Genomic DNA, 18,923 nt, shown 5'->3' on the forward strand with positions numbered 1-18,923 from the left:
TCCATTCAGATGCGACGCGCTTAAGGCGGCTCATGGAGTGGGGCGAAAGACATGCCGATTACGCTGCTTGACGGAATTCTCGTCGGCTTCACCCTGGTCTCGGCGATGCTCGCGATGGTTCGCGGCTTTTCACGCGAGATCCTGTCGATCATCTCCTGGGCGGCGGCTGCCGCGGCGGCCTTCTTCTTCTACAAGCCGGTGCTGCCTTACGTTCAGCCTTATATCGACAATGACAAGATCGCCATGGCAGCGGCCGCCGGCATCGTCTTCATCGTCGCGCTGATCGTCGTTTCGGTCATCACCATGAAGCTCGCCGACTGGATCATCGATTCCAGGATCGGCGCGCTCGACCGCACGCTCGGCTTCCTCTATGGCGCGGCGCGCGGCGTCCTGGTCGTCGCCGTCGCGCTGCTGTTCTTCAACTGGCTGGCCGGCGCCAAGGCCCCGGCCTGGGTCGCCGATGCCAAGTCGCGGCCGCTGCTGGAATCGATCGGCGCCAAGCTCGAAAGCCTGCTGCCCGAGGATCCGGAAAACGCCATCCTGAAGCAGCTCAATCCTGGCCAGCCGGCGGCCGAGCCAGGGACAGAGACGCCTACGGCGCCCGATGCGCCGGCGGCGGATGCGCCTGCAACCGGCGACGAGGCCCCGGCACCGGACGACAGCGAGGGCGATGCCCCGGCCGACAATGCTCCGCCCCCTCCGCCCACCAATCCGGTGCCGGCAAACTGATATGTGGCGAACTGGCGCCAGCAAAACGGGCGCCACAAGACCGACGATGATGTGAACGCCGCACAGCGTGGCGTTGCTTTCGCCGCGCTATCACCTTATATGGCGACTTTAGCGGAGCTTGAGCCCAATGGCAGACGCAGACGACGTGCTTTCCGCGGAAGCCGACGACCATTTCCACGACGAATGCGGCGTGTTCGGCATTTTCGGCCGGCAGGACGCGGCGGCAATCGTCACACTCGGCCTGCACGCGCTGCAGCATCGCGGCCAGGAAGCGGCCGGCATCGTTTCCTATGACGGCACCCAGTTCCATGTCGAACGCCATGTCGGCCTGATCGGCGACACCTTCACCAAGCAGCGCGTCATCGACAGCCTGCAAGGCAACCGCGCCATCGGCCACACCCGCTACGCCACCACCGGCGGCTCCGGCCTGCGCAACATCCAGCCGTTCTTCGCCGAACTCGCCGAAGGCGGCTTCGCCGTCGCCCACAACGGCAACCTCACCAACGCCATGACCGTGCAGCGCGCGCTGCAGAAGCAGGGCGCGATCTTCTCGTCGACCTCCGACACAGAGACGATCCTGCATCTGGTCGCCACCAGCAAGGAGCGCGATTTGAATTCGCGCTTCATCGACGCGGTGCGCCAGGTCGAAGGCGCCTTCTCACTGGTGGCGATGACTTCCAAGAAGATGATCGGCTGCCGCGACCCGCTCGGCATCCGCCCACTGGTGCTCGGCGACCTCGACGGCGCCTGGATCCTGGCTTCCGAGACCTGCGCGCTCGATATCATCGGCGCGCGCTTCGTGCGCGACCTGAAGCCCGGCGAGATGGTCGTCGTCACAGCCAAGGGCATCGAGAGCGTGTTTCCGTTCGAGCCGCAGAAGACCCGCTTCTGCATCTTCGAATATGTCTATTTCGCGCGGCCGGATTCGTCGGTCGAAGGTCGTAATGTCTACGAGGTGCGCAAGCGCATCGGCGCCGAACTGGCGGTCGAAAGCCCGGTCGAGGCCGACATCGTCGTGCCGGTGCCGGATTCGGGCACGCCGGCGGCAATCGGCTTTAGCCAAGCCGCGGGCATTCCCTTCGAGCTCGGCATCATTCGCAACCACTATGTCGGCCGCACCTTCATCCAGCCCGGCGATTCGATCCGCCACATGGGCGTCAAGCTCAAGCACAACGCCAACCGCCGCATGATCGAGGGCAAGCGCGTGGTGCTGGTCGACGACAGTATCGTGCGCGGCACCACCAGCCAGAAGATCGTGCAGATGGTGCGCGATGCCGGCGCCAAGGAAGTGCACATGCGCATCGCCTCGCCGCCGACGCGCGCCTCCTGCTTCTACGGCGTCGACACGCCGGAGAAGTCGAAGCTCCTGGCGTCGCGCATGTCGGTTGAGGAGATGGCCGAGTTCATTCGCGTCGATTCGCTCGGGTTCTTGTCGATCGATGGGCTCTACCGCGCCGTCGGCGAGGCCGGCCGCGACAACGACCAGCCGCAATTCTGCGACGCCTGCTTCACCGGCGAGTATCCGACCCGGCTTGCCGACTTCGAAGGCTCCGACAATGTGCGCACGCTGTCGCTGCTGGCGGCGGGCGGGTCTTAGGACTGCCGGACCATAATTTGCCTTCGCCAGTTCACCCCCCTCTGTCCCGCCGGACATCTCCCCCTCAAGGGGGGAGATCGGCTGAACGCAAGGCTTTCGCCAATCGCCGAGGCATCAGGACAAGCGCCAACCTCGACGATGCCCAATCTCCCCTCTTGAGGGGGAGATGCCCGGCAGGGCCGAGGGGGGTGTTTCACGCTGACCTGACGGAAACTCTCCCATGACTCTCGACCTCTCCAACCGCGTCGCGGTCGTCACCGGCGCCTCGCGCGGCATCGGCTACTTCATCGCCAAGGAGCTTGCCGCTGCCGGTGCGCATGTCATCGCCGTTGCCCGCACGGTGGGCGGGCTGGAGGAGCTCGACGACCAGATCAAGGCCGCTGGCGGACAGGCCACGCTGGTGCCGCTCGACCTTGCAGATATGGCGGGAATAGACCGGCTGGGCGGCGCCATCCATGAGCGCTGGGGCAAGCTCGACATCCTCGTCGCCAATGCCGGCGTGCTCGGCGTCATCTCGCCGATCGGCCATGTCGAAGCAAAAACCTTCGAGAAGGTGATGACCATCAATGTCACCTCGACCTGGCGGCTGATCCGCTCGGTCGACCCGCTTCTGCGGCTCTCCGACGCCGGCCGCGCCATCCTGCTTTCCTCCAACGCCGCCCATTCGGCGCGGGCGTTCTGGGCCCCCTATGCCGCATCGAAGGCGGCGGTCGAAGCCATGATGCGCTCCTGGGCGCATGAAACGCAAAACCTGCCGCTCAGGGTCAACGCGGCCGATCCCGGCGCCACCCGCACCGCCATGCGCGCGCAGGCTGTGCCCGGCGAGGATCCGGAAACGCTGCCGCATCCGTCAGAGATTGCCAGGCGCATCGTACCGCTGGCCAGCCCGACGCTGAGGGAAACCGGGCTGATCTTCCAGGCCAGGCACAATCGTTTTGTCGCCTACCGGCAGCCGGAGTAAGGCACGCCGCACAGATCACGGGACTGTGTGGCGAAACACCGCGCTCCGGCCGAGCTTTCGCCGCTCACGCGGAGTAGGTAGGATTGCTGCGACTCCCACAACAAGCAGAGCGAGGAAATCCCATGGCTGCTCCTAGCGTAGCGTTGGTCTGGTATCTGGTGATCGCCGGGCCGCAGGGCGGCATGGTCGTGCTGCCCAGCACCTTCGATACCCGCGAACAGTGCACCTTCGCTGTCACCGAGTACCAGAAGCAGCCGACACCTGCCGGTTGGTCGGTGCAGTGCGTGCCGAGCGCCTCGCCCTTTGCCGACGAAGGCGACGCCGAAGAACCGTCGGCGCAGTAGAGAGCGTCATCTCCTCCCTTGCGAGGGAGATCGACGGCTTCAGCGCCGTGCGCTCACCGTCAGTTCCGGCTTCTGGTTGATGGTCTGGAACACCACGCAGTAGCGTTCGGTCAGCTTGAGCAGCGCGTCGATGCGCTCCTGTGGCTCGTCGGTGTCGAGGCCGAAATTCAGCCGGATGGCGCGGAAGCCAACGGGCTCCCTGGCCACACCAAGCGTGCCGCGAAAGTCGAGGTCGCCTTCAGCCGCCACCGTGGCAGCGCCGAGCTTGAACTCCAGCGCCGTCGCCACTGCCTTCAGCGTCACGCCGGCACAAGCCACCAGCGCCTCCAGCAGCATGTCGCCCGAGCACAGCTCGAGCCCGGAACCGCCGGTTGCCGGATGCAGCCCGGCGACCGCCAGCGCCCTGCCCGTCTCGACCTTGCAGGCGATCGACTGATCGTCGATCGAGCCCTTGGCTCTCAGCGTGATCAGCGCGCGCGAGGCGTCGTCGCGATAGGCCTCCTTCAGCGGCGCCTGCATGGCCTTCAGTGCGGTCGCGTCCATGTCTTGTCCTTGTCCGTTGTTTACCCTCTCTGCCCTGCCGGGCCGAGGGGGCATCTCCAGTCATTTCGCGAAAATCCATGGCACCCCGACAGCCCCGCCGCTAGCCCCTGCCCCAACGCAAGCCCGCCGCTGGCGCAGCGGCGCGCAGGGTTTCGCCCGTATAGCGTACACGGTGACGGCTTGATTTGGCAGGCTTTCCTACCCGCAATCGCTTTAGAGCCGGCAGGTGGGCTTCTGCTGACACTACGATGTCAGGACGGCTGGAATAGCCTGGTGAAACGACAGGATCCCTACGTATGTCAGGCACCACCGACCTCGCCCCCGAGCGTACCCTCGGCATCATGCTGGTTTCGGCATCGGCGGCCGTCTTCGGCCTCACCGGCGTGCTGACGAAGTCTATCCACGCCGACCCGCTGACCATCACCTGCTGGCGCGGCTTTGTCGGCTCGATCCTGATCACCTTCTATGTGTTGTGGCGCCGCCAGCGCTCCGGCGGGCGCGAAAGCCTGCGGCTCGGCTGGCGTGGCTGGCTGCTGGCGATCGAGGGCGCGCTCGCCAGCATTGCCTTCATCTCGGCGTTCAAGTTCACCTTCGTCGCCAATGTCGCAATCATCTATGCTACCGCGCCCTTCGTCACCGCGCTCCTGGCCTTCCTGCTGGTCGGCGAGCGGTTCCGCCTGCAGACGCTTGCCGCCGCGGCCATTTCGCTGTGCGGCGTGGCGATCATGGTCGGATCGGGCTTCGGTACCGGCCATCTGTTCGGCGACGGGCTGGCGCTGCTGATGACGGTCGGCAGCGCGCTTTACATGATCATGGTGCGCGCCTTTCGCGGCACGCCGGTGGTGTGGGCGGGTGCTGTGTCGGCGTTCCTTTTGTTCGTGCTCGGCTGGTTCGTCACCAATCCGCTGGCGGTCTCGCCCAGGGATGCGGTGCTGCTAGTCGGCTTCGGTGCGTCCTTCGCGCTGGCGTCGATCCTGTGGACGGAAGGCGCGCGGCTCATCCCGGCAGCCGAATCCGGCCTGCTCGGTTCGGCCGAAGTGCCGTTCGCGATTCTGTTCGCCTTCCTGTTCCTGGCCGAAATCCCGCCGGCCGCCAGCATGACCGGCGGCGCCATCGTGCTGTGCGCGGTGTTCGCCCATGCCGGGCGCGACTGGCTGCTGGCCAGGCAGCAGCGCGCGGCGAACGCCTGACCCGATTGATCGGGCGCGCTGAGGCCCGATCACGGAAAATCTGCCTCCGAAAATAAATTTGAAAGTCATGGAACCATCATGGGATTCAGGCATTGTTGCTATGACGGGCCACCCCCAAGTCCCCCCAAACCCCTCGGCCCGTCCTACTTACAGCCGACCGCAAGGTCGGCTTTTTCTTTGCAAAATCAAGCTGTTGCATCTTTTGAAAGAGCAAGATTGCCGCTGAATAGCGCGGCCATATCTTGCGTTGGCCGGTTGGCATCCTCACGCAGCCGGATGGCGAATTCGGCAATCGGAACCGGCGGCAGGTCAAGCTCGCGCGGCGCCTCGACGATGCCGGAATGGGCAAAGCGCGCCGTCCGCAGCGTCAGCGCAATGCCGGCATTCACTGCCGTACGCAGGCCGGCCAGGCTAGCGCTGCCTGCGGCGATGCGGTAGCGGCGGCCGGCAGCATGGAGCGCGGCGATCGCCGCTTCGCGAAAGCCGCAATGCGGATCGAGCAGCGCCAGTGGCACCTCGTCCTGGCGCGAAGCCAAGCCTTTTTGCGAACAGAGCCAGACCATCGGCTCCCTCAGCACGCCGACTTCGTCCGGCGCGGGTGCCTGGCGCATGGCGATCGCCAGGTCGAGCAGGCCGGATTGCAGCGCCTGCGCCAATTCGGCGGAGCGGCCGACGCGCAATTCGATCCTGACGCGCGGGTGACTTGCGGCAAAAGCCCTGAGCAGCTCCGGCAGGCCGCTGTCGGCGAAATCCTGCGTGGTGCCGATGGCGACGCGGCCATCGGCACGCGCGCCCTTCAGCGCTAGCCACGCCTCGCGGTGCACGGCCAGGATGCGCCGCGCATGGCCGACAAGATCCTCGCCCGCCGGCGTCAGGCCGCGTCCTCGCCCCTGCGGCGCCAGAAGCGATTCGCCGACGATATCCTCCAGCCGCTGCATCTGCGCCGTCACCGCCGAGGGCGAGCGCCCGACAATGGTTGCCGCCTGCGCCAGCGAGCCGCCGTCGACGAAGGCGAGGAAGGTTTTGAGAAGGTCGGGATCGAGCGCCTGCATAATTCAGTTATATCGAAGTGTCTGTGAAAAACAATTCGATTTTTTCGATGCAAGGACCGTGGCATGATCACGTCAACGGCGAACGACGTCGCGCAAACCAAAGGAGGAAAACAATGCCGATCATCAATGTCAGCGTCACCGGAAAGCCCGATGCGGCCTTGTCCGCAGAAATCGCCAGGGAGGTGACCGAAACGACCGCCACCCATCTGCGCAAGGACCCGACGATCACCGCTGTCGCCATATCCTATCTCGACCCGCAGCACTGGTTCGCCGGCGGCAAATCGCTTGCCGAGCATGGCGCCAACACATTCTGGCTCGACATCAAGGTGGTCGACGGCACCAACACCAAACTCGAGCTGGAGGGCTATCTGAGGGCGCTCTTTGCCGCCTTCGGCCGCTTGCTCGGCAAGGTGCATGAGGAAAGCTACGCTTTCGTGCATGAAGTGCCGGCCGCCGCTTATGGCTATGGCGGCAAGACGCAGGAATTCCGCTTCATCAGCGGCAGGTTGAAAGCGGCCTGAGCGGGTGCTCTTACCGTCTCCCCGTGTGGAAGAAGGGAAAGGAGGGTGCACCTCCGCATTGACGTTGATCCCACTTCGGCTAGGTTCTCACCGAAAGCGGCCGCTAAAGAGCCGCGACGTGAGGAACGTTGGGAGAGAGCGGCATGGTCCTGACACTGGCGCTGCTTGCAGGTCTTGTTGCGGCGTGGCTGATGATCGGCGTGGTCGAGAAGTTCCGCCTCGGCTTGCGCTTCACCCAGGCGCTGCTCTACGTGCCGTTCAAGCTCGCCTACCGAATCGCCGATGACCGCATCAGGATCGCGCGTAACGCGCCGGCCCCGGTCATCTATGTCATCTCGCACCAGTCGCGCTTCGAGCCGGCGCTGATGATATCGCTGCTGCCGGAAGACACGCTGCACATACTCGACGAGATCTCGGCCAGGTCGCCATGGCTGGAGCCCTGGCGCGAGCTCGGCCGCACCATCGCCTTCAACGCCGAGCATGTCTTCGTCAGCCGCCGGCTGGTGCGGGTGCTGAAAGGCAGGGGCCGGCTCGCCGTATACCTGCCGGACACGGTCGAGCCCGATATCAAGGCATTCCGGCTGTTTCGCGCCGTCACCCGCATCGCCATGCAGGCCGATGCCCGCGTCGTACCGATCTTCGTCGCCGGCGCGCGCATCCTGCCGGTGTCGCTGACGCCGGCCGACAGAGCGCCGCGCCGCTGGTTCCCGCGGCTGTCGCTCAGCGTGCTGGAGCCGATGACGATCGCCGAACTGGTGGCGCGGAACCCCGCTCAGGCCTCCAACACCAACGCGCTGTTCGACCGTTTCGCCGAGGCCCGGCTTTTCGGCACCAATCTCAACCGCGGCCTGTTCCTGGCCATTCGCGACGCCTGCGACCGCGTCGGCGCCTCGCATCAAATAATCGAGGATGTCATCGGCGGCTCGCTGAGCTACAGAAAAATGTTCATCGGCGCACGGGTGCTCGGCCGACGCTTCGAGGCCGTATCGGCGCCAGGCGAAGCGGTTGGGCTGCTCTTGCCCAACGCCAATGGCGTGGTGCTGTCTCTCGTTGGCCTTCTGTCGGCCAGCCGCGTGGCGGCGATGATCAACTACACCGCCGGGCCTGCCAGCGTCACCGCAGCCGTGCGCACAGCGGTGATACGAACGGTTATCTCCTCCCGCGCGTTCATCGACAAGGCCAACCTCGCCGACATCGTCGCGGCAGTGGAAAAAGGCGGCGCCAGGCTGCTGTGGCTGGAGGATGTGCGGACCAGCGTCACCGTGCTGGACAAGCTCGCCGCCGCCTTGCTGTGGCATTGGCCGCTGCAGCGGCAGGACGCAGCCAAGCCGGCAGTGATCCTGTTCACCTCCGGTTCGGAAGGCACGCCCAAGGCGGTGGTGCTGTCGCACCGGAACCTGCTCACCAACGCCATGCAGGCCGAGGCGCGCGTCACCATCTCGCCGGCCGACATCCTGCTCAACGTGCTGCCGGTGTTCCACTCGTTCGGGCTGACGGGCGGCACCATCCTGCCGCTGGTCACCGGGGTAAAACTGTTCCTCTACCCCTCGCCTCTCCACTACAAGCTGATCCCCGAGGTCGCGCGCAAGGCGAGGCCGACCGTGATGTTCGGCACCGACACGTTCCTCGCCAATTATGCGCGCACCGCCAAGGACGGCGATTTCTCCAGCCTGCGCTTCATGGTCGCCGGCGCCGAGGCGGTGAAGCCCGAGACGCGCCGCGTCTACCGCGAACGCTTCCAGGCCGAGATCATCGAAGGTTTCGGGCTGACCGAGGCGTCACCGGTCGTCGCCGTCAACACCGCCATCCACGGCCGCGACGGCACGGTCGGGCGGTTGCTACCGGCCATGCGCATGAAGCTCGAACCGGTCGAGGGCATCAGCGACGCCGGACGGTTGTGGCTCGACGGGCCGAACCTGATGATGGGCTACATGACATCAGACCGGCCAGGCGAACTGCAGCCGCTTGAGGGCTGGCACGACACCGGCGACATCGTTTCGGTCGACCGCGAGGGCTTCATCACCATTCGCGGCCGCGCCAAGCGTTTCGCCAAGATCGCCGGCGAGATGGTGTCGTTGGGCGCGGTCGAGATGCTGGTGCAATCGCTGTGGCCGGAAGAGCACCACGCCGTGGTGGCGGTGCCGGACAAGCGGCGCGGCGAGCGCATCGTGCTGGTCACCACCGCCGGCAACGCCGATCCCGAGGAGTTGCGCGAGTTCGGCAAGCAGGCAGGAGCTGCCGAACTGATGGTGCCGAACGACATCGTCAAGGTCGAGGAAATCCCGGTGCTGGGTTCGGGAAAGACCGACTATGTCTCGGCCCGCAAGCTGGCGATCGACCGGCTTGGGCTAAGTGCTGCAGCCTAAGAGCTCGTCGAGAATTCGCTCTAGTAAGATGGCGTGATTTTCAACGGTATTCGAGTCCGTCAGCCGAGCACCACCACCGACAACAGCAGGATGACACCGACCGCCATCATCAGCAAACCCGGCCAGTTCTGAGACAGGCCGAGGAAACCGAGGCCGCGCCGCCGTGGCTCTAGTGTCGGACCTGGCGTTGCGAGATTTGGAGGTGGGCGATCCGGCGTTGCGCGAACGGGCGCCGGATCGCTGAGCGGCCCGCGTCTGAGAGCTGCGCTCGCCATATAGACAACGCCAGCGACAATGAGCAACGCACCAATGAGGACGACGGCCATTTCTCCTCGCTCTTCGTCAGGTGCTGTGCCTGATACAGCAGCTTGCAAGAACTGTGGCGAGGCGTTTCGCGAGGTCGCGCGCCTCGCCCGCTGAGACAGAACGGTCAAGTTGCCCGGCAGGTTCCCGCGTCAGGCGCGTCAGGGGGAAGCGAATTGGCAGCAGGCCTGTCAGCCGATGTCAGAAGGCGGCACCTTCTCGCCTTCGCGCTTGGCTCGTCTGGAATAGGCGCGCACGCTGAACGGCAGGAAGAGCAAATAGCCGGCGACCGAGGCAGTCAGCGTGTACCAGGGATAGGTCATCAGAAGCAGAACGTAGAGGACGACGGCAAGGATGACCGGCAGCACCCTGTCGCCCGGCACCTTGATGCTCTTGCCGGAATAGACCGGCAGCCGGCTGACCAGCAGGAAGGCGACCAGGATGGTGAAGCCGGTGGCGACGAAGGCGGCCAGGCGGCTGGGCTCGAGGCCAAGCCTGAGGAAAGACAAATAGAGCGGCAGCATCACCAGAACCGCGCCAGCAGGCGCCGGCACGCCGACGAAATATTCGGCCTGCCAGATCGGGCGGTCGGTCTTCTCATCGTCGAGCACGTTGAAGCGGGCGAGCCTCAGCCCGCAGGCGATGGTGAACAGCAGTGCCGCGATCCAGCCCGGCGAACCGGCTTGGTCGAGCAGGAACGCATAGAGAACCAGCGCCGGTGCGACGCCGAAATTGACGATGTCGGCCAGCGAATCCATCTGCGCGCCGAATTTGGATGTCGCCTTCAGCATCCGCGCCAGGCGGCCGTCGATGCCGTCGAGGAAGGCGGCGAGCAGCACCATCACCACCGCCGGCTCGAAGCGGCCTTCGAAGCCGAAACGGATGCCTGAAAGGCCGGCGCAGATGGCAAGCACGGTGACGAGGTTGGGCAGCACCATGCGCATCGGGATTTCGCGGATGCGCGGGCCGCCGCGGCCGTGCGCCTCGAATTTCTTGAACGGCGCGCCCACCACTCAGGAAACCCGTACCAGCGGCGTCGCGGCAACGCCGCCGAATTCGGCCAGCACGGTCTCGCCGCCGACAGCCGTCTGGCCGATGGCGACACGCGGCGTCGCGGTTGCAGGCAGGAACACGTCGACGCGCGAGCCGAAGCGGATCAGCCCGAAACGCTCGCCGATACCGATCGTGCCGCCGGTCTCCGCCCAGCAGACGATGCGCCGCGCCACCAGGCCGGCGATCTGCACCGCGGCAACCGTGCCGTTGGGGCTGTCGATAACCAGGCCGTTGCGTTCGTTGTCGGCGCTCGCCTTGTCGAGCGCGGCGTTAAGGAATTTGCCTGGCCGATGCTCGATCCGCGTGATGCGGCCGCGCACCGGGGCGCGGTTCACATGGCAGGAAAAGACGTCCATGAAAACCGAGATGCGGGTCATTTCACCGCCGCCAAGGCCAAGTTCGCGCGGCGGCACGGCCGGGCCGACCGCCGTGATGACGCCGTCGGCCGGGCTCACCACCAGCCGGTCGTCGACCGGCGTGACACGCTCGGGATCGCGGAAGAAATAGACGCACCATGCCGTCAGGATGAGGCAGACCCAGAACAGGATCGAGGAGAAATAGCCGAGGAAAAGCGTCACCGCGGCGAAGGCGGCGATGAACGGGTAACCCTCGCGATGGATCGGAACCAACGTTTTCTTGATCGTGTCGACGAGGTCCATGGAATGGCAGCCGCCCTAGTTTCAGGTCGGGCCTCAATAGCCGAAACACCCCCTCCCCGCAACGCAACAATGGGGGGCGGTGTGGCGCATTGCGGCGTTTGACGTCGACGGGACAGCGCCCCCCTCTGCCCTACCGGGCATCTCCCCCATTTGGGGAAGATTGGCAGCTCCGTCGGACGTGCCTTTCTTCTTCGACGGCGGAGATCGGCGAAAGCTGCCGTGACGGCTGATCTCCCTCCTTGTGGGGGAGATGCCAAGTTTCGGCAAAGAGGGCAGGACAGAGGGGGGCGCGAAGGGTCGAGACAGAACTAAAGCAAAATCTCCATATCCATGTTGTCGGGGCCGGACCCCCTCGCCCGTCCTTGGCAAGACAGCGCTTCGCGACGGTGCCAAAGGTCGGCGAAGCGCCAGCCGCTCAGAAAACCAGGGAGCCAGCACATGCGGTCGCAGAAATCAGCAGCCAAAGAAGCACTTGTCATCACCAACGGCCTGGCGTTCGGCGAGTCGCCACGCTGGCATGACGACCGCTTGTGGGTCTGCAATTGGGGAACCGGTGAAATCATTGCCGTCGATGCAGAGGGCAACAGCCAGATCGCGCTCACCGTGCCGGCCACCCTGCCCTATTGCATAGACTGGCTGCCGGACGGACGGCTGCTCGTCGTCTCCGGGCGTGAAGGGCTGCTGCTGCGGCAGGAAGCAGACGGGACGCTCGTCACCCATGCCGATCTGCGACATCTGTCGAAGAGCCCGTGGAACGAGATCGTCGTCGACGGGCGCGCCAACATCTACGTCAATGGCGGCGGGCCGGCGCCTGCTCCGGGCCAGCATTTCGGCCCTGGCACCATCGCGCTGATTGCTCAGGACGGCTCGATCCGGCAGGTGGCCGAGAACCTTGCCTTTGCCAACGGCATGGCGGTAACACCTGACAACAAGACGCTAATTGTCGCCGAATCCCACGCCAACAGGCTGACCGCCTTCGACATCGCCGCCGACGGCGGGCTTTCCAAACGGCGGGTTTGGGCCGACCTCGGCAACGGCTTTCCTGACGGCATCTGCCTCGATGCCGAGGGCGCGGTGTGGTATGCCGACGTGCCCAACCGACACTGCGTGCGGGTGCGCGAGGGCGGCGCGATGGTCGAGAGCGTCGATGCCGATCGCGGCTGCTTTGCCTGCATGCTCGGCGGCACCGACGGCAAGACGCTGTTCATCGTCGCCGCCGAATGGCGCGGCTTCGAACACATGATCAGCGATGCCCGCACCGGCCAGGTGCTCAGCGTCGAGGCGCCTGCACCCGGTGCCGGCTGGCCGGGGAGGAACTAGACGCCGGGAATCCGCTGATAGTTGGCGATATCGGCCCTGACGCCGAGCCGGGCGATCGTCTCCTGAGGGTTGAAGGCAATGCGCTCATGCGCGGCCTTGATGATCGGCACCACCTTGTCGACGGCCGCCTGGCTTTCCCATTCGACAATCGTCACAAGGTTGAACTCGCCTGGCCCCGAGTATTGCTCGAGCAGGAAATCCTGCACGAAGCCCTGCTGCTGGCGCAGCAATTCATGCGTCATCCTGACCTTGGCGATTATCTCCTCGCGGGCATTGGCAGGGACGACGAACTTGTCCACTCTGAACACGCTGCCGCCGTTAACCGCCTGATTTATCTCACTCATATCGATTGTCTCCGTTCTTGAACGACGCGTTCTGCTGCGATCAAAAAACGGTCTACAAGCTCAACTTAGATTGAGGTCAAGCGGAAAAATCGCCTCCCGAATTTCCGTTCACTTCTCCTGAATCGTCAGCTCATCTCTGAGGTGCGGCGGCGGACGACGACGCCGAACTCGTCGCTCTCGCGAGCGATGCGCAGCCGCTCCTCGGCTTCCGTCGCCTCGCGCTGGCGGTCCCACATCGAGGCATAGAGGCCATGCTTGCGCAGCAAGGCGGCATGGGTGCCGCGCTCGGCGATCTGGCCGTCCTGCAGCACGATGATCTCATCGGCCGAAATCACCGTCGACAGCCGGTGGGCAATGACGATGGTAGTGCGGCCGCGGCTGACCAGGTCGAGCGCCGCCTGGATCTCCTGCTCGGTGTGGCTGTCCAGCGCCGAGGTCGCCTCGTCGAGCATCAGGATCGGCGGCGCCTTCAGGATGGTGCGGGCGATGGCCACGCGCTGCTTCTCGCCGCCGGACAGCTTCAGCCCGCGCTCGCCGACCATCGAACGGTAACCAGCGGGCAGCCGCTCGATGAACGGCCCGATCTGGGCGAGTTCGGCCGCCTTGCGCACATCCTCCTCGCTGGCGTCGACGCGGCCGTAGCGGATGTTGTAGGCGATGGTGTCGTTAAACAGAACGGTGTCCTGCGGCACCATGCCGATCGCCGCACGCAGGCTCTCCTGCGTCACGTCGCGGATGTCCTGGCCGTCGATCAGCACCTTGCCGCGCTGGATGTCGTAGAAGCGGAACAGGAGCCGCGAAATCGTCGACTTTCCGGCGCCGGACGGCCCAACGATGGCAACCGTCTTGCCGGCCGGCACCTCGAAGCTGATGCCCTTCAGGATCTTACGGTTCGGATCATAGGAGAAGTGCACGTCGCGGAACTCGACCTTGCCGGCGCCGACGGCCAACGGCCTGGCGTCGGGCCGATCGACGATTTCCTGCGGCACATCGAGCAGGTCGAACATCTGCTCGATGTCGGTCAATCCTTGCCGGATTTCGCGATAGATGAAGCCGATGAAGTTGAGCGGCACCGAAAGCTGCATCAGCATGGCGTTGATGAAGACGAAATCGCCGACGCTCTGCGTGCCGGCTTGCACTTCCAGCACCGACAGGCACATGACGACGACCGTGCCGAGACCAAAGATGATGCCCTGGCCGAAGTTCAGCCAGCCGAGCGAGGTCCAGATCCTGGTCGCGGCGATCTCGTAGCGCGCCATCGAGCGGTCGAAGCGCTGGGCCTCCATGGCCTCGTTGTTGAAATATTTGACCGTCTCGAAATTGAGCAGCGAATCGATCGCCTTGGTGTTGGCGTCGGTGTCGCTGTCGTTCATGTCGCGGCGGATGCCGATGCGCCAGTCGCTCGCCCTGACCGTGAACCAGACATACAGCCAGACCGTGACCGCGACGACCGCAACATATTTCCAGCCATAGGTGTAAGCAAAGATGCCGGCCGTCAGCGCAAATTCCAGGATGGTCGGCAAGGTATTGAGCACGGTGAAGCGAACGATCGTCTCGATGCCCTTGGTGCCGCGCTCGATGATGCGCGACAGGCCGCCGGTGCGGCGTTCGAGATGAAAGCGCAGCGACAGTTGATGCATGTGGATGAAGGTGCGGAAGGCGAGCTGGCGCACGGCATATTGCCCGACGCGGGCAAACAGCGCATCGCGCAGCTGGTTGAAGCCGAGCTGCACCAGCCGCACGACATTGTAGGCGACGACCAGCATCACCGGCGCCAACAGGAAGGCCGGCAGCGGCGGCGGCGACTTGGCGTCACCAGCCAGCGCGTCGGTCGCCCATTTGAAGAAATAGGGCCCGGCAACCAGCGTCAGCTTGGCGACGACCAGAAGCACGGTCGCCCACACCACCCGCGCCCTGAGGTCGGCGCGGTCGGCCGGCCACATATAGGGCCACAGATTGCGCAGCGTGTTATAGGTCGAGCCGGATTCGGCGGAGACGGTCTTTTCGGCCATTTTGTTGCCTTTTTCTCTCTTAGCGGCCGGAGCAGCAGGAATTGACGAGCGCGGACAGCGATGCGGAAAGGCCGGCGAGCGCGGCGCGGTCGAGCTCATAGCGCGAGCGCTGGCGGTCCGGCTCGAAGCGGACAAGCCCGGCTTCGACCAGTATCTTCAGGTGCTGGGAAACGGTGGACTGCGCCAGGTCGAGATGATCGACGACCTCGCGGCAGCAGCAGGAGCGGCTGGCCGAAAGATGCTTGAGGATTTCGATTCGTGCCGGATGCGAAAGGGCTGCAAGGCGGGTGGCGAAGGCATGGCTGTCCGGCTCGCAGCTGGCTACGCGGCAGCTTCTATTGAGGGGAGATTCGATCATCGTCCATCGGCGATAAACGATGACCAGTCTTGTCGCAAGCTGCTCTCGTGGGCAGTTCGGCTATTTCTAGTTTGCCTTGCTTGGGGCCGTCGTCACCTGATCGCCCAACGCCTTGAGGTCGGCAGCCTCGCCTTCCTTCGACTTTTCCGGGACCTTGAACACCTGACCCGGCCAGATGCGGTTGGGATTGCTGATCTGGTCCTGGTTGGCGAGGTAAATGGTCGAATAGCGCACGCCGTAGCCATAGACTCGTCGTGAAATCCGCCACAGCGTGTCGTGGCGACGGATGATGACGGCGCCGTCGGTCTGCTCGAGCTTGGGGGCCACGGTCTCCGGGGGGCTTGCCGCCGCGACATCGGCCGGAGCCTCGGTTGCGGGTGCAGACGTTGCCGGCGCGGCCGGCTTCAGTTCGGTCGGCGCAACGGCCGAGACCGACTCGCCCGGCTCGCGCTCGAAGGGCACGGCGGCACGCGCTACCACCTTCGCCCCGTCGGCATCGAGCACATCGACATGAATGGTGTAGCTGCCGACAGGGATGTCGCGCGTTGCCTCGACCAGGAAATGGCCGTCAGCCGAGGTCTGCGCGTCGCCGAGCAGGATGTCGTTGGCATAGGCGCGCACCTTGCGGCCGGGATCGGCGATGCCAGCGACGAAAACCTTCCTGCCATCGATCTCGACCGCCTCGACGACGATCTTGGGTTCCGTCCCAGCAGCGGGTGCAGCTGGCGCGGATGTGGCTTCCGCCACAGCGGGTGCGGCAGGCGCCTGCGTGGTTGGCGCTGGCGCCGCGGTGGCCGCTGCCTGGTCGCCGGCAGCCGGCGCGTCAGGTTTTGTCTCGGGCGCCGGAACGGTGAGCAATTCGGACGGCTTGCCGGGTTCCTCGACCATGGCCAGCACCTGGCCCGTTGGATTTGCCGGTACCGAGACCAGGGCGGTCTGTGCCGAGGCGGCGGCGACCTTGTCGGGAGTCGTCGAGCGCAGCGTGATCGTGTAGTCGCCGGGCTTCAGCGGATCGTCGAGAACGATGGCGAAGGCGCCATCGGGACCGGCGACCGTCGAGCCGAGAACCGCCGAACCGTTGAGGATCTCGACATTGGCATTGGGCGTGGCATTGCCGGCGACGACGATCGAGCCGTTGCTTTCGACACGCACGACATCGAAGGTCGGCGCAATGGTACCTGGTGCGGCAGGCGCTGCGGCATCCGCCCCCGGAGCAGGCGCGGCTGGCGCCATCGCATCGGTGGCCGCGGCCGGTGCCCGCGGAACACGTCCCTCGGTTCCCGAGCCGGCCGGCTCCGCTGCCGGCGGCGCCAGCGCCGCCACTTCCGCGGGCGGCGTGCGATTGAGATACGGGTCGAGCGCGCCCGACACATAGGCGGTTCCCGCCACGGCGACGGAGCCGCCGGCGGCGAACAAAAGCGCCTTCAATGGATTAATTGCCATATTTCCCTGCCCCTTAGCCACCTAACGCCGGTTTAGCGTGTTTTGCCAAGGTCGACAACAAAAAGGGGCCGACAAGAAAAAGCCCGCCCCAGGGCTTGACCGCGTTGATAGTCCCTATCACCAATCATACCATGAACACGATCCGATCCGTCTGCGTCTATTGCGGCTCGTCTACCGGCCGCGATGAAACCTATGTCAAGGCCGGACACCTGCTCGGGCGCTCGATCGCCAGGTCAGGCCTGCGTCTGATCTATGGCGGCGGTACCAAAGGCATTATGGGAGCCGTCGCCGAAGGCGCAATGCGGGCCGGCGGCAAGGTGACGGGCATCATTCCGCGCTTCCTGATCAACAGGGAGGCAACCGAAACCGCGCTTGACCGGCTCGACGAGCTCGTGATCACCGAAAACATGCACGAGCGCAAACATAGCATGTTCGAAAAATCCGACGCCTTTGTGGCGCTGCCCGGCGGCATCGGCACGGTCGAGGAGATCGTCGAGATCATGACCTGGGCCCAACTCGGCCATCACCGCAAGCCGATTGTCTTCGGCAATATCAAGGGGTTCTGGGATCCGATGCTGGCGCTGCTCGACCATATGGCGGCCGAAGGCTTCATCCACACCGCGCAGCGGGTCAGGCCGCTGGTGGTCGAGGACCCGGAAGCCATCGTCGCCGCCATCATGGTGGCGGGGTCATCCGTCGACGCGCCGACCGAGGGGGTGCAGTCGGTGATCGACAGGCTCTAACCCTGCTTGCTTGCCTCCTGCCGGACCGCCTGCCGCAAGGCGGCAATTACCACGCGCCGGTCCTGGCGCCGCCAGGCGAGATGGATCGAGACGGTGCGTTCGAACCACAGCAATTCGCGAAACACGATTTCGGGCGGAGCGGCGCTCCGCAGGCTCGCCTGTACCGTCGCCAGGCCAAGCCCGGCGCTGACCAGGCCGAGCGATGTCAGCGGATCGGCCGTCTCGTAGGCAATATCAGGCACAAAGCCGGCCTTGGCGCAGGCGGCCAGGAACTGGCCGCGGTTGGTATCGTCCGGCTGGCGCACCACGGTGATCCAGGTACGGCCGTCGAGATGCTGCGGCCGGATGTCGGCGACATCGGCAAGCGGATCGCTGGCCGGCATGGCCAGCACCAGTGGCTCGCGCTTGATCAGCATGGCGGCAATGTCAGGATCGTCGGCGGCCGGCGGCGAATAGACCAGGCCCAGATCGAGCTCGCGCTGACGCAGCCCCTCCAGCTGCGCAGCGGAACGCTGGCTCATCAGCCTGAGATGGAATTCGGGCCGGTCGCGGCGGAACTGCCGCAACATCAGAGCGACGAGGCCGGCATGAACCGCGCCCTCGACATAGCCGATGGCCAGGCGGCCGACCGCGCCACTGGCAAGGTCGCGGCCGAGCTCTTCCAATCGCCGCGCATTAGCCAGCAGCCCACGTGCCTCGGCAAGGAAGGCGCGGCCCTCGGCATTGAGATGGACCCTCTGCTTCGCTCGTTCGAAAAGCGTGACGCCTAGCTGCTCTTCGAGCTGCATGATCTGGCGGCTGAGCGGCGACTGCGAGATATGCAGCAATTCGGCGGCGCGGCCGACATTGCCGGTTTCGGCCACAGCAACGAAATAGCGAAGCTGGCGCAGGTCGAACATTTTTCTTCAGTCCTGAAAGGTCTCAACTTTAGCCTAATCAGTCTTGGACTGTCTGGCCAGCCAAGGCGATAGTTTCGCCATCCCAACCACAGGAGACCGCCATGCAGTTCTTTGCCCTTCTTGCCCGTAATACCGAAAAATTCACCGACGCCGATTTCGCCCCGCTTCTGCCCGAAGAGGCCGAGCAGCGCCGCTCACTCTATGCCGAAGGCGCGGTGCGCCAGGTGTGGAATCGCGGCGACATTCCAGGCAGCGGCATGATGTTCGAGGCCGGCAGCGATGCAGATGTGCGCCGCCATCTCGCCGCTCTGCCGCTGGTCAAGGCCGGCATGATGGATATTGCCGCCGTCGTGCCGCTCAGCCCCTATCCCGGCTTCGGGCCGAAGCGCTGAGCGGCGGCGTCGAACGGACGCGGCTGGCGGCGAGCCAGCCAGTGCGCGTGTCTACTAGAAGAGGCGCATGAGCGGATTTGGTGAGGATCCGGAA

The 18,923-nt window shown here is 65.1% G+C and carries 20 protein-coding genes; 10 read left to right on the forward strand and 10 right to left on the reverse strand.

All coding sequences use genetic code 11. The features are described from left to right. Positions 1–51: 51 nt before the first annotated feature. The 4 genes from EN859_RS03345 to EN859_RS03360 all read left to right on the forward strand — a co-directional run bounded on the left by EN859_RS03345 (position 52) and on the right by EN859_RS03360 (position 3,631). Positions 52–729, forward strand: coding sequence for a CvpA family protein (locus EN859_RS03345; protein ID WP_127851515.1), 678 nt, complete (start codon positions 52–54; stop codon positions 727–729). Positions 730–856: 127 nt separating this feature from the next. Next, positions 857–2,326, forward strand: a complete 1,470-nt coding sequence (gene purF, locus EN859_RS03350; RefSeq protein WP_127851516.1) for an amidophosphoribosyltransferase — start codon at positions 857–859, stop codon at positions 2,324–2,326. Positions 2,327–2,546: 220 nt separating this feature from the next. Continuing rightward, positions 2,547–3,287, forward strand: coding sequence for an SDR family NAD(P)-dependent oxidoreductase (locus EN859_RS03355; protein ID WP_127851517.1), 741 nt, complete (start codon positions 2,547–2,549; stop codon positions 3,285–3,287). Positions 3,288–3,409: 122 nt separating this feature from the next. Further along, positions 3,410–3,631 carry a hypothetical protein gene (locus EN859_RS03360; protein ID WP_127851518.1) on the forward strand — a complete coding sequence of 74 codons (222 nt, stop codon included), beginning with the start codon at positions 3,410–3,412 and terminating at the stop codon, positions 3,629–3,631. A 39-nt stretch (positions 3,632–3,670) separates the two neighbouring features. Here EN859_RS03360 and EN859_RS03365 read toward each other — a convergent pair whose 3' ends face one another. Further along, on the reverse strand, positions 3,671–4,174 hold the full coding sequence (locus EN859_RS03365) for an OsmC family protein (RefSeq protein ID WP_127851519.1): 504 nt from the start codon (positions 4,172–4,174) through the stop codon (positions 3,671–3,673). Positions 4,175–4,470: 296 nt separating this feature from the next. Here EN859_RS03365 and EN859_RS03370 point away from each other — a divergent pair, with 296 nt between their 5' ends. After that, a complete protein-coding gene (locus EN859_RS03370; protein ID WP_127851520.1) occupies positions 4,471–5,364 on the forward strand; it encodes a DMT family transporter in 894 nt (297 codons plus the stop codon). Positions 5,365–5,549: 185 nt separating this feature from the next. Here the strand turns inward: EN859_RS03370 and EN859_RS03375 are convergent, their stop codons facing one another. After that, a complete protein-coding gene (locus EN859_RS03375; RefSeq protein WP_127851521.1) occupies positions 5,550–6,416 on the reverse strand; it encodes a LysR substrate-binding domain-containing protein in 867 nt (288 codons plus the stop codon). 113 nt (positions 6,417–6,529) lie between these two features. Here EN859_RS03375 and EN859_RS03380 point away from each other — a divergent pair, with 113 nt between their 5' ends. After that, positions 6,530–6,937, forward strand: coding sequence for a 4-oxalocrotonate tautomerase family protein (locus EN859_RS03380; protein ID WP_127851522.1), 408 nt, complete (start codon positions 6,530–6,532; stop codon positions 6,935–6,937). Positions 6,938–7,080: 143 nt separating this feature from the next. Continuing rightward, positions 7,081–9,303: an AMP-binding protein gene (locus EN859_RS03385; RefSeq protein WP_127851523.1), complete on the forward strand. Its 2,223-nt coding sequence runs from the start codon at positions 7,081–7,083 to the stop codon at positions 9,301–9,303. A 59-nt stretch (positions 9,304–9,362) separates the two neighbouring features. Here EN859_RS03385 and EN859_RS03390 read toward each other — a convergent pair whose 3' ends face one another. From EN859_RS03390 to EN859_RS03400, 3 genes are all read right to left on the reverse strand, one after another. Further along, a complete protein-coding gene (locus EN859_RS03390) occupies positions 9,363–9,629 on the reverse strand; it encodes a hypothetical protein (RefSeq protein WP_127851524.1) in 267 nt (88 codons plus the stop codon). Positions 9,630–9,797: 168 nt separating this feature from the next. Further along, a complete protein-coding gene (locus EN859_RS03395) occupies positions 9,798–10,616 on the reverse strand; it encodes a phosphatidylcholine/phosphatidylserine synthase (protein ID WP_127851525.1) in 819 nt (272 codons plus the stop codon). 3 nt (positions 10,617–10,619) lie between these two features. Further along, on the reverse strand, positions 10,620–11,318 hold the full coding sequence (locus EN859_RS03400; protein ID WP_127851526.1) for a phosphatidylserine decarboxylase: 699 nt from the start codon (positions 11,316–11,318) through the stop codon (positions 10,620–10,622). Between the two features lie 438 nt (positions 11,319–11,756). Here EN859_RS03400 and EN859_RS03405 point away from each other — a divergent pair, with 438 nt between their 5' ends. Then, on the forward strand, positions 11,757–12,638 hold the full coding sequence (locus tag EN859_RS03405) for an SMP-30/gluconolactonase/LRE family protein (protein ID WP_127851527.1): 882 nt from the start codon (positions 11,757–11,759) through the stop codon (positions 12,636–12,638). Here EN859_RS03405 and EN859_RS03410 read toward each other — a convergent pair. The 4 genes from EN859_RS03410 to EN859_RS03425 form a co-directional block, all read right to left on the reverse strand. Continuing rightward, complete coding sequence (locus EN859_RS03410) at positions 12,635–12,982, reverse strand: antibiotic biosynthesis monooxygenase (protein WP_127851528.1); 348 nt, start codon at positions 12,980–12,982, stop codon at positions 12,635–12,637. The two genes, EN859_RS03405 and EN859_RS03410, sit on opposite strands and share 4 nt — an antisense overlap. 125 nt (positions 12,983–13,107) lie before the next feature. After that, on the reverse strand, positions 13,108–14,994 hold the full coding sequence (locus EN859_RS03415) for an ABC transporter ATP-binding protein/permease (RefSeq protein ID WP_127851529.1): 1,887 nt from the start codon (positions 14,992–14,994) through the stop codon (positions 13,108–13,110). A 19-nt stretch (positions 14,995–15,013) separates the two neighbouring features. Next, the gene (locus tag EN859_RS03420) at positions 15,014–15,352 is read right to left on the reverse strand and encodes a metalloregulator ArsR/SmtB family transcription factor (RefSeq protein ID WP_127851530.1); all 339 of its coding nucleotides are present in this window, start codon (positions 15,350–15,352) and stop codon (positions 15,014–15,016) included. A 66-nt stretch (positions 15,353–15,418) separates the two neighbouring features. Next, positions 15,419–16,795: a LysM peptidoglycan-binding domain-containing protein gene (locus EN859_RS03425; protein ID WP_127851531.1), complete on the reverse strand. Its 1,377-nt coding sequence runs from the start codon at positions 16,793–16,795 to the stop codon at positions 15,419–15,421. 131 nt (positions 16,796–16,926) lie between these two features. On the opposite strand from EN859_RS03425, the gene EN859_RS03430 reads away from it, so the two are divergent. Beyond that, positions 16,927–17,538 carry a TIGR00730 family Rossman fold protein gene (locus EN859_RS03430; protein WP_127851532.1) on the forward strand — a complete coding sequence of 204 codons (612 nt, stop codon included), beginning with the start codon at positions 16,927–16,929 and terminating at the stop codon, positions 17,536–17,538. On the opposite strand, the gene EN859_RS03435 is transcribed toward EN859_RS03430, so the two are convergent. Next, positions 17,535–18,437: a LysR substrate-binding domain-containing protein gene (locus EN859_RS03435; RefSeq protein ID WP_127851533.1), complete on the reverse strand. Its 903-nt coding sequence runs from the start codon at positions 18,435–18,437 to the stop codon at positions 17,535–17,537. The genes EN859_RS03430 and EN859_RS03435 overlap by 4 nt on opposite strands. A 101-nt stretch (positions 18,438–18,538) precedes the next feature. Between EN859_RS03435 and EN859_RS03440 the strand changes: the two genes are divergently transcribed. Next, positions 18,539–18,829, forward strand: coding sequence for a muconolactone Delta-isomerase family protein (locus tag EN859_RS03440; protein ID WP_127851534.1), 291 nt, complete (start codon positions 18,539–18,541; stop codon positions 18,827–18,829). The last annotated feature ends 94 nt before the right edge of the window (positions 18,830–18,923 follow it).

Origin of the sequence: Mesorhizobium sp. M00.F.Ca.ET.216.01.1.1, assembly GCF_004010325.2 — a bacterium.
GTDB lineage: Bacteria > Pseudomonadota > Alphaproteobacteria > Rhizobiales > Rhizobiaceae > Mesorhizobium.